The following is a 9,795-nucleotide window of genomic DNA, read 5'->3' as shown; positions in this document are numbered from 1 at the left end:
ATGTACTTATATTAACAATCAAAACTCAAGGAAAATAGTCCTTAGTTAAATCAAACGACACTTCATGTCGTGTCGCTTATATCTCTGACCTGAAGGACAGAGTTTTACGCTCCATTTGATAAAATCGCGCAAGGCGACGCATTTATTTTCATTAGCCCTGAATATAACCACGGCTACAGCCCTGCGCTCAAAAATGCATTGGATTACCTCGGTAAAGAATGGGGCGGAAAACCTGCGGCATACGTTAGCTATGGAGGCACCAATGGTTCACGTTCGATTGATCAAATTCGCCAAGTGGCAACTCAATTGGGCTTAATTGACAGTAATGCTGTAGTTGAAATTCGTGACATTTTTACACGTAATCAAACAGATAAATTCGAACCGAATGAATTTGACAACAAAGCGGTTAAAGCGATTTTCAAAAAATTACTGCAATATGTGAGTGCTTAATTGTTGCCGTTCGCGTGATAAATGCCGCCTTTTGTAGGTTCAGGCTTACATTATTTTCGGCAGATGGCAGCTATACGCCATGCATCATCCACGATAAAGTTAAAACATACAGAGACAGGACGTCACTGAACATAAAACAACAATGATAAGACTAAGCAGGAAGCTTACGGTAGGACAGGAGTTATACCGCTAGAATGAATCTGAAAAAGCCTCGACAGGATGTCGGGGCTTTTTTCATTTCAAATGCTGCACAAGTGTAGCTCTAACATGAGCCATAACCAAACTCAGGGCCATGGCTCAATGGATCTCATCCAATCGGATGCGATTACTTTTTAGAACTTTCAACAATTAAGCGGGTCACCAAGTACAAACGCGGCACGATAGAATCCGTCAAAATATATTCTGCTTTATCTGAATGTAATCCATCGCCAGACATACCGATTCCTTCAATGATCGCGGCTTTCGAAGTAACTCCAGCAAAAGCGGCATCAGTACCACCACCCCAAGCGGTCGTTTCAACTTTCATCGGCAGCTTTAATTCGTTTGTGTAAATCTGCTGGGCTGTCGCGGCTAATTTTTTGGCTTGTGGACTGGCTTCTAAAGGTGGTCGACGGACTTCAAATTTGACCTCGACCTGACTTTCCGCCAATTTTTTGGTTTTGACTTTTTGCTTCAAGGTTTTTTCCAACTCAGCAAAATCTTGTGGTTTTAAGGAACGAGCATCTGCCTGCGCTGTCGCATGGTCAGGAATCACATTTCGGGTTTTTCCAGCCGTCGCAACAGTCCAATTCAGCTTTAAACCCGTTTTCGGATTGGATAGATTTTCCAATTGTTGAATCTGAAAAGCCAGTTCTGTCAAGGCATTGACCCCTGCTTCAGGTTTTACCCCCGCATGCGAACCCTGCCCTTTAATATCTAAATAAGCCGCACCAATCCCACTGGTGGCTAACATCAAGCTTCCCTCTAAACCACCGGTTTCAAAGGAGAGGACAACGTCCTGATTTTGAGCGGTATCCATAATCAATTGGCGCGAGCCGGGTGAACTGATTTCTTCATCTGAATTAATTAATACCGTAATGGTGCCGTAATCTTGGTACTTCAGCTGTTTCAGCATATCCAAAACATGAATCACTGCAGCAACACCTTGCTTGTCATCCAAAATACCCAAGCCATAGGCTTTATTACCGTCTATGCGAAACGGTTGACCTTGTAATTGGCCCTTTTGATACACCGTATCGTTATGCGCCAACAACATAATGTTCGTTTGACCTTTGCCTTTTAGTACCGCTTTTACAATCGGCCCTGTCTGATCTGGCGCACCATCGAGTTTCATGATGTCTTTGGGCTGAATCACGTTCACCTCAGCCCCTGTGGCTTTTAATTGCTCTGCGACCACCTTGGCAATTTGATTCAAACCCTCAATATCTTTACTGCCAGATTCAATATTGACCAAGGTTTTCAAGGTCTCTAAATAACTGTGTTTTTGACTTTCCGCAATTTTCTTAATCTCTTGTGGAGATGCTGCCCAATTTGCTGAAGCACTAAGCGCAATGGCACAGCCTAATGCGAGCTGAAGTTTTGATATCGTCCGTTGTTGTGTAAGTGTTCTTAGCATCGATCTTATTCCCTGTATATTTTTCATTATGAATTTTTAATGTCTGATAAATTAGTTCACCATTCAACCAATTAATCGCAAAAATATGTAACACCACTGATAAGGCTTTTAGTCACTTCAAAACCAGCTTCCTGCTGTTTTAAAAGCGGTTTAGATCAATATGGATGCATAGATCTAACGGTCGAGAGCCTTAATGCTGTGCAATACATTGACGCGACGGACAGAATGATAATTTAGGTGTTGTACGTTTTGGCTTACATCAGATGCGGATAATAGACACTATTCACGTTATTGGATTACTTTTATATTAAGGTCATACAGCGACAGGATGTCACTGAACATAAAACAACAATGATAAGACAATGAGCAGGAAGCTTAACGGTAGGACAGAAGTTATACCGCTACAATGAATCCGAAAAAGCCCCGACAGGATGTCGGGGCTTTTTTCGTTTAAGCTCCGTGAAAGCAACATTCCATGTATTTGCACAGACTAAACATCGACCTGAAAACCTAAATCGACATCACAGGCGGCTTGACCAGCTCGAATCCCCCAGTTTTCTTGAGGGCTTTCGCGTAAGGTAATGATGATATGGTCGGCTGGAATGCCAAATTCCACCAAATTTTGCACCAGCATTTGATATAACTTACGCTTGGTTGCTAAGGTTCGTCCCGCAAAACAATCGATGGTGATATGTGTAAAACGCTCAGGCTGCGTCAAATGATCAAACACCTGAAACCGATGTGGGGCATGCACTTGCAAACGTATATTGCGGTCATATCGAGGCAGCTGAAAACTCTGTTGTAAGGCGTCAAAGACAGCATTTATCAACTGTTGTTCTTGTTCTATGCTGTATTGCATCCGTATATCGATTTGTGTTGCAGGCATGCGCGAAACTCATTGTTGTTATATCCATCACTACACTAGCAGGATTTAGCGACGTTCTGCTGTAGGCATTTACCTACAGCGCTTGCAGTATTTACGCCTGTAGCCTCAACAGCAACGCGCCTATAGTAAGAACATACAGAGACAGGATGTCTTGCAATAAAAATAAATAATGCACATGCAGCAGGAACGCTAATCGGTATGACAGGAGTCATATCTTTAGAATGAATCTAAAAAGCCTTCGATAGGATGTCGAGGGCTTTTTTCATGTCGTCATTCACTCAGCAATCGCACTCTATTCGTCGAAAAATCGCAATTTATCAACAATACTTACATCGCAACAGTAAAACTGTACTTATAATCGGCAAAGATTTTAGACAGAATAATGGCTGCGAGTTCAGCAGCTCGAACTGTCAGCGCTTAGGGATTAGGCGACAACAATAAAAATTGAATTAAAAAATTAGAGAATGACCTATGCAATTGCAACAGCAACAACTGAATAGTTTTACCCGCATTTTTCATGCCGCTCCAGAACACAATAGCCCACAAGATCTTGCACAATATATTGGCGCGCATCGACAAGAGCTTTTACAACAAATCCATGAAAATGGCATCTTACTGTTTCGTGGTTTTAACATCGAGCAACCCGAACAATTTAACCAACTGATTGAACAATATTTTCAGTTTACGCCATGGAATGCTTTTAACCCCAATATGCCCAGCTGGGTTGCATCTTGGATGCGAAAATACAGCGAGAACTTGCTCGGTGCTGGCGACTACCGTCGTTATATAGACCGCAACACAGTGCAATTGGGTCCAGTCGAAAACTCGGTACAAGGCCCGCATGTTGAAGGCGGAGTACGCTCAGAACGCTCGCGTTATATCGCCTTATTTTGTCAGGAACCTTCGACGTATTTGGCAGAAACAGGATTTAATAACTTAGAGCAGATTTGGGAGAATTTTCCGAAACATCTACAGGAAAAATATCTCGGCGCATGGAACCATTTTTCTTATGTCTCGGCGCGCGAGGTGGGGCTATTTGACCGATTATTGCTGAAAAAGAGCCCGTTTAGTCTAGAGATTCGACAAGATAAAAAAGCCAAATTGACCTTGCAGCGTTCGCCACTGGTGATTCATCACCCTGATACAAAAAAGCATGTCATTCAGCCGTGGGCTTTTGCCAATAATACCAATCCATTTGCCCATCAGGCGGCCAAAAATTGCTTTGAAAATCGCGGGGAGATTGAAATCGATTCAACGGCTGACGGCATGCAACTGACTTGGGAAATTTACACGCCAGAAGGTCAACAAATTGAATGGAGCGATGCCGAAAAGCAGCAATTTTTTGATGCGATGTATAAAGATGCCCTGCTTTTGCAGTGGCATAAAGGCGATGTTGCTATTGTCGATAATATTAAAATTGCGCATTGGCGAATGAATGGAGAACAAGGAAATCGTAAATTAATTCAAATTCAAGCCAATGCATTTAATGCCGATGAGCACTATGCGGCTTAGCTGACGGATTTAAAATTCGTGCAGGCCTGTATGTGAGAAGCCCCGTAGGGGCTTTTTTTTTATTTTTTGAATTTTTTGTTTATTTTTTAGCCGCTATTTTGGCTCAATTTTGAATAACCATGCTTTTTCACCGTCCTCAATCCCCCAAATGGCGCCGTCTTTGGCCTCTATCAAGCCACGGATACGCTGCGGCATGTTGATGCGCTGGATTTCTGCTGCCGGCTGATGCGCTGTGTCCACAATCACGATTGCTTGAGACGACAAACCGCCAATCAGCGCTTTATTTTTCCACAAAGGGAACTTTTGCCCTTGGTAAAACATCAGGCTCGACGGTGAAATCACCGGTGTCCAGCTGATGGCAGGCGCTTCAAATTCAGGCCGTGTATGATGATCAGGAATCGGTTGATCATCATAATGATCGCCATTCGACACATGTGGATAGCCATAGTTTTTCGCACGCTGCACGAGATTTAACTCATCACCACCTTTCGGTCCCATTTCGGCCACCCAAAGCTGCTGTTTTGCATCAAATGCCATGCCTAAAGGGTTACGGTGCCCGAAGCTCCACACTTGCTTTGCAACTTCGCCTTGGGTCTGAAATGGATTATCCGCAGCAGGTGTTCCATCACTATTTAAGCGCAGTACTTTACCCAAATTTGACTGCAGATCTTGTGCAGGATCAAACTTCTGACGTTCGCCCGAACTCACCCATAATTTTCCATCTGCGCCAAACTGCATTCGGTGTGAATAATGGCCTTGACCTTCTACTTTTGGAATTTGCCTCCAAATGATTTTTCGCTGTTTTAAACTTGGCGCAGCTTCATTGAGGTTTAATGTGGCTTTTTCGATGACAGCGCCATAACCGCCCTGTCCGGCTTCTGCATAGCTCAGATATATCTGATGATTATTTTCAAACTGCGGATCGAGTGCAATATCACCTAAGCCGCCTTGTCCGCCATAGGCAACTTTGGGAAGGTTTTTCACCTGTATTTTCTGCTGGTTTTGAGGATTAAAGATAATTAGCTGACCTTTTCTTTCAGTCAGCAATAAACGGCCGTCTGTAAGTGGCTGGATGGCCCAAGGCTCATTGAATTGAGCGATTTTTTGTATTTTAAAGCCCTGTTCTTGCTGGACTTGTGCAGAATTTTGAGTTTGGCTTGGTGTTTGATCTTGTGCTGTAGTTGTGGTGTTTTCCGCATGGCATGCGGCTGTCATCAAGATGCCAACGATCAGGCTAGGCGTTCGAAAATATTGTATGCATTGTTTCATTTACTGTTCCCTTCCCTTTTATAATCATTTGATTCTAATCAATTAATCAGATGATTTTTCTTTGGAAAGGTAACAGAATAATTTTGTACGTTTTGGCTTACATGACATGCAGAAAATTGCGGCTTTCCAAGTTTATGAAACAGGCCTAATCTACAGTTATCAGGAGACAGGAAGTTTCCGAAACATAAAACAATAACAATAAGTTTCTGCATCAGGACGTGAGATATGACAAGGAGTTGTATCTAGAACACGAAATACGAAGAAAACCCCGACAGGATGTCGGGGTTTTCTTTTTCTATCTATTAATTTTTTATGACCCATTAAAAAAATCCCCCAGATTCAGCTGGAGGATTTCACGATCATGATTTTGCGCAATCGGACTTAGAGGCTTTTGAGATATGCCACAACATCGTCATGACCTGCCATTTCTGCAAGTTCTAAAGCGGTATATTGGGTTTTGTGCTTTACATCTGCACCTTTGCCTACCAATAGCTTCACTACGTCTAAATAGCCGTTTTCTGCTGCTGCATGCAGTGCGCTGTAGCCTTCTTCATCGGCAGAGTTTACGTCTGTGCCATTCGCCAAAGATTTTTCGACTTCTGCAAGTTCACCTAAAGATGCCCAGTACACTAGCTCAGGCAGATGCAGTTCTTCATCGTCTTCAGGGATTGGGGAGATAGAATTAAAGTTCATATTTTTCTCACAATAGTATTAATAAGGGCTTAGTTAGATATTAGATTAATTAAAACCAAATAATTAACAACACAACAAAATATTAACTCTCTCCAACCCACAGTTGAATTGTCGCACACAATTGTAATCCATATACCCAACCAATAAAGTCGCCTAGCTCTTGACCGTTAAAACTCAAATCAATAGTTTTATTCCTAAAAGTAGTAGGCAAATCATTAGGAATTCCTTTTATAGACCATACACCATTATGACCAATTGCATTTCTAAGATGCCTTGCAAAGGCATACCATTCTTGTGACCTAAAATGATCAGATTTATTATTTTCAAAAGCATAACTTTTGGCAGCTTCGAAAGTTTCTAAAATCATGTAGTAAAATGTTTGTTTAACAAACATTTTTGCTGAACCATTGTCTAAAGTATTTGAAAAATTAATATTATATAAAAGCCAATCTGTAGCAGCTACTTCATTTCCGCTTAAGACATATATTTCTTTATCTGATACTGTTAAATTATAATTACTCAAATAACGGCTTGTTGGTTCTTTTACTGCTAATCCGTAAGCACCTAAACTAAACCAAAAGGCATCACGGACGTATTTCATTTTTTCTAAACATCTTTCTTTTGTCATAATTTTAAATATTCTAAATATCATTTCTATTAGAGCATAAAAAGCCCCCTTTCGGAGGCTTTTCTTTTTAAAGAATCACAACTTAGGCTTTCGCTGTAGATGCCTCTTTAACATCAATTTTATCACTGTCGTTTTCATGCATGATCAATGCAACCGCGATCGCAGTAATCAGTACAGGTAAACCCACCGCCATAAAGTTGAAATGCGCAGGTAAGTTCATACCGAGCAAACCACCAATCAGAATCGGCCCTACAATCGCGCCCATACGACCAATTGCAGAAGACCAACCAATACCCGTCGAACGTACAGCAAGTGGGTAATACTGCGCCACATAGCTGTACAGCAGCATTTGCGAACCAATAGATGCAGCACCTGCCAAGAACACCAAAATGTATAGCAAGAACTGATTTGATTGGAAGCCCATCAAGCTCATCACAATCGCGCCCATCATACCCAAAACCATCAGCACAGGTTTTAAATGGAAACGGTCAGCCAAAATACCACCGCCAACAATACCCACAACTGCGCCCACGTTCATGACCATCATAAACATTAAGCTGTTATCCATAGAATAACCGGCTGCCATCATCAGTTTTGGTAACCAGCTGCTTAGCGCATACATGGTCAATAGGCACGTAAAGAACGCCACCCAAAACAATAATGTATTTACGGCACGACCACGGCGGAATAAACTCACCACGTTAGCAGCTTCAGGCACGCTTTCTTGAGGCAAAGTGAACACTGTATTTTCAGTCACTTTCACTTCAGGTGCTAAGCGCTTCACGATACTGCGGGCTTTTTCCTGTTTGTTTTCTTTCACCATAAATGCCAAAGATTCTGGTAAAAATCTCCAAATCACAGGTAAAAGGAAAAGTGGAATACCCGCAATAAAGAACATGATTTGCCAACCAAAGTCAGGGGTGAACCATGAACCTAAAAGTGCCGCCATCACACCACCGACTGCATAACCACTAAACATCGTCGTTACCAGTGTGCTACGCATCTTCTGCGGCGCGTATTCAGACGTTAAAGCCACAAGGTTAGGCATTACACCGCCAATCCCTAAACCAGCCAAGAAACGCAAAATACCAAATTCTGTTGGATTCGACGCAAAACCACCGGCAAAGGTCAAACCACTAAATAAAACGATACAGATCATAATGACTTTTTTACGGCCAATCTTATCCGCTAAAGAACCAAAGAACATGGCACCAAACATCATGCCTGCGAGCGCAGTACTGGCAAGCATCCCCGCTTGCATTGCACTTAAGCCCCAGTCTTGCATCAATAATGGTAAAACCACGCCATTAATCGCTAAATCGTAGCCATCAAATAAAATAATCAATAAGCACCAAGCCACTACATTGAAGTGGAACGGGGTAAATTTAGCCTTATCGACTACAGAATTTATGTCTATTTTTTCCGTTGTCATCGTTCTCATCTCCCATGAGTACTTGTCCATAACATTCATTGAATTTTTAAGTAAAATTCAACAGCCACGGAATATACGGAACAGTGTTTTCTAGGGATATTAGACGTATGTTTAATAAATCTAGTCGCTTATAAGTACATGTTAATTGTGTTATTTTTCATGCTTTAGTTTAATTATTAAACATTATCAATATATGATTATTTAACTGATTTTTTTAAATAATAATACCCTTATTTTCAGGCCTAATTCTTCTATTCTTTCATTCAACTTCAGAACGATACACCATCATTTATTTCTATCTTTAGTTTAGAAAAATTTTAAATGTCTAAAAAACAAACGCAATTACATCTTTAGAAAAGTTCGTTTGAACACTCTTGATTGTTTTAAATGCATTGATAGCACTGAGACTAAGCAATCACCAGCTTACAGCGAAATCCTCGAGACGCATAATATGACTGTGCGCCATTATGGTAGCTAAATACATGATCATAACGTCGGTCACAAAACAGTGCCCCACCCTTTTGCCGAATATCTGCTGGCGTCACGATCCAGCTCGAAGTATTTAAATCGAAATGAAAAACTTGCTGTATTGCTCGATAGTCTTCTTCTGTCAGTAGCTCAGCACCGATGTCTCGAACCATGTCTATAACGTTATTTTTCGGGGGATGATCCTTCCGATTCTCCAAGGCATCACGGTCATAGCACAAGCTTCGTCTAGGCTTTGGCGACTCTAAGCTGCAATCATAAAATATCAGGTCATGAGATTGCTGATTCAGCATCACAATATCTGGCCCACCGCCTGTTTTTTCCATTTCGATTAAAATTTTTAGTTTTGAGGGCTGTGCAATCAATTGTTTTTTTACATCATCCCAAAGTAATTCTGGATGCCGCTGCATATTTGCCTCAAAGCGTTGCTGCAATATTTCTAAAATAGAGACTTCATCGAGATCTTGGAGCATTTGCACATCCTATTGTTTTTATACCTTGGCGACTAAACTTCACTATAAAGAATATAAGCTTGGCTTGATGTAAATTTTTTGCGCTGTTTAGCTTTATTCATTTTAAATATCTGTCGTTTTCCTATTTTTTGCTTTCGCTTTTCTTCTTATTTTCCTATTTTGTTCTTCTACTTTTCTTCTTATTTTTTCCACACACATAAAAAAACACCCCCTGATATGTCAGAGGGTGTTTCGAATAATGAGCTGGCGATGACTTACTCTCACATGGGTAACCCCACACTACCATCAGCGCTAAGAGGTTTCACTTCTGAGTTCGGGAAGGGATCAGGTGGTTCACTCTTGCTATTGTCG

The 9,795-nt window shown here is 41.3% G+C and carries 8 protein-coding genes, 1 rRNA gene and 1 pseudogene; 2 read left to right on the top strand and 8 right to left on the bottom strand.

The genetic code is table 11. From position 1 onward, the window contains the following. Window positions 1-117: 117 nt before the first annotated feature. A pseudogene (locus FTT94_RS15660) lies at window positions 118-450 on the top strand (NADPH-dependent FMN reductase); the annotation flags it as partial. A 325-nt stretch (window positions 451-775) separates the two neighbouring features. On the opposite strand, the gene FTT94_RS15655 reads toward FTT94_RS15660, so the two are convergent. Both FTT94_RS15655 and FTT94_RS15650 read right to left on the bottom strand, forming a co-directional pair. Beyond that, window positions 776-2,065 (bottom strand): glutamate carboxypeptidase, encoded by a 1,290-nt coding sequence (locus tag FTT94_RS15655; protein WP_180171091.1) that lies wholly within the window; start codon window positions 2,063-2,065, stop codon window positions 776-778. A gap of 490 nt (window positions 2,066-2,555) precedes the next feature. Further along, on the bottom strand, window positions 2,556-2,951 hold the full coding sequence (locus tag FTT94_RS15650) for a tautomerase family protein (protein WP_168379827.1): 396 nt from the start codon (window positions 2,949-2,951) through the stop codon (window positions 2,556-2,558). A gap of 471 nt (window positions 2,952-3,422) precedes the next feature. On the opposite strand from FTT94_RS15650, the gene FTT94_RS15645 reads away from it, so the two are divergent. Beyond that, window positions 3,423-4,463, top strand: a complete 1,041-nt coding sequence (locus FTT94_RS15645; protein WP_078190660.1) for a TauD/TfdA family dioxygenase — start codon at window positions 3,423-3,425, stop codon at window positions 4,461-4,463. A 93-nt stretch (window positions 4,464-4,556) separates the two neighbouring features. On the opposite strand, the gene FTT94_RS15640 is transcribed toward FTT94_RS15645, so the two are convergent. The 6 genes from FTT94_RS15640 to rrf all read right to left on the bottom strand — a co-directional run. Continuing rightward, window positions 4,557-5,732, bottom strand: a complete 1,176-nt coding sequence (locus tag FTT94_RS15640; RefSeq protein WP_180005607.1) for a PQQ-dependent sugar dehydrogenase — start codon at window positions 5,730-5,732, stop codon at window positions 4,557-4,559. A gap of 381 nt (window positions 5,733-6,113) precedes the next feature. Continuing rightward, window positions 6,114-6,425, bottom strand: a complete 312-nt coding sequence (locus tag FTT94_RS15635) for an ankyrin repeat domain-containing protein (protein WP_180022952.1) — start codon at window positions 6,423-6,425, stop codon at window positions 6,114-6,116. 82 nt (window positions 6,426-6,507) lie between these two features. Next, window positions 6,508-7,053: a hypothetical protein gene (locus tag FTT94_RS15630; protein ID WP_180022953.1), complete on the bottom strand. Its 546-nt coding sequence runs from the start codon at window positions 7,051-7,053 to the stop codon at window positions 6,508-6,510. Between the two features lie 82 nt (window positions 7,054-7,135). Then, on the bottom strand, window positions 7,136-8,485 hold the full coding sequence (locus FTT94_RS15625; RefSeq protein WP_180022954.1) for an aromatic acid/H+ symport family MFS transporter: 1,350 nt from the start codon (window positions 8,483-8,485) through the stop codon (window positions 7,136-7,138). 407 nt (window positions 8,486-8,892) lie between these two features. Continuing rightward, a complete protein-coding gene (locus tag FTT94_RS15620) occupies window positions 8,893-9,444 on the bottom strand; it encodes a DUF4256 domain-containing protein (RefSeq protein ID WP_180022955.1) in 552 nt (183 codons plus the stop codon). 241 nt (window positions 9,445-9,685) lie between these two features. Continuing rightward, window positions 9,686-9,795 (bottom strand): 5S ribosomal RNA (gene rrf / locus FTT94_RS15615); the annotation flags it as partial.

The organism is Acinetobacter sp. YH12027 (assembly GCF_013420085.1).
Taxonomy (GTDB): Bacteria; Pseudomonadota; Gammaproteobacteria; order Pseudomonadales; family Moraxellaceae; genus Acinetobacter; species Acinetobacter amyesii.
Note: the sequence above shows the minus strand (reverse complement) of the source record. Positions and strands in the feature narration are given on the sequence as shown.

Coding starts and splice junctions, on each gene's coding strand:
- FTT94_RS15625 (WP_180022954.1), bottom strand. CDS start 8,485: ATGACAACGGAAAAAATAGACATAAATTCTGTAGTCGATAAGGCTAAA.
- FTT94_RS15655 (WP_180171091.1), bottom strand. CDS start 2,065: ATGCTAAGAACACTTACACAACAACGGACGATATCAAAACTTCAGCTC.
- FTT94_RS15640 (WP_180005607.1), bottom strand. CDS start 5,732: ATGAAACAATGCATACAATATTTTCGAACGCCTAGCCTGATCGTTGGC.
- FTT94_RS15650 (WP_168379827.1), bottom strand. CDS start 2,951: ATGCCTGCAACACAAATCGATATACGGATGCAATACAGCATAGAACAA.
- FTT94_RS15620 (WP_180022955.1), bottom strand. CDS start 9,444: ATGCTCCAAGATCTCGATGAAGTCTCTATTTTAGAAATATTGCAGCAA.
- FTT94_RS15630 (WP_180022953.1), bottom strand. CDS start 7,053: ATGACAAAAGAAAGATGTTTAGAAAAAATGAAATACGTCCGTGATGCC.
- FTT94_RS15635 (WP_180022952.1), bottom strand. CDS start 6,425: ATGAACTTTAATTCTATCTCCCCAATCCCTGAAGACGATGAAGAACTG.
- FTT94_RS15645 (WP_078190660.1), top strand. CDS start 3,423: ATGCAATTGCAACAGCAACAACTGAATAGTTTTACCCGCATTTTTCAT.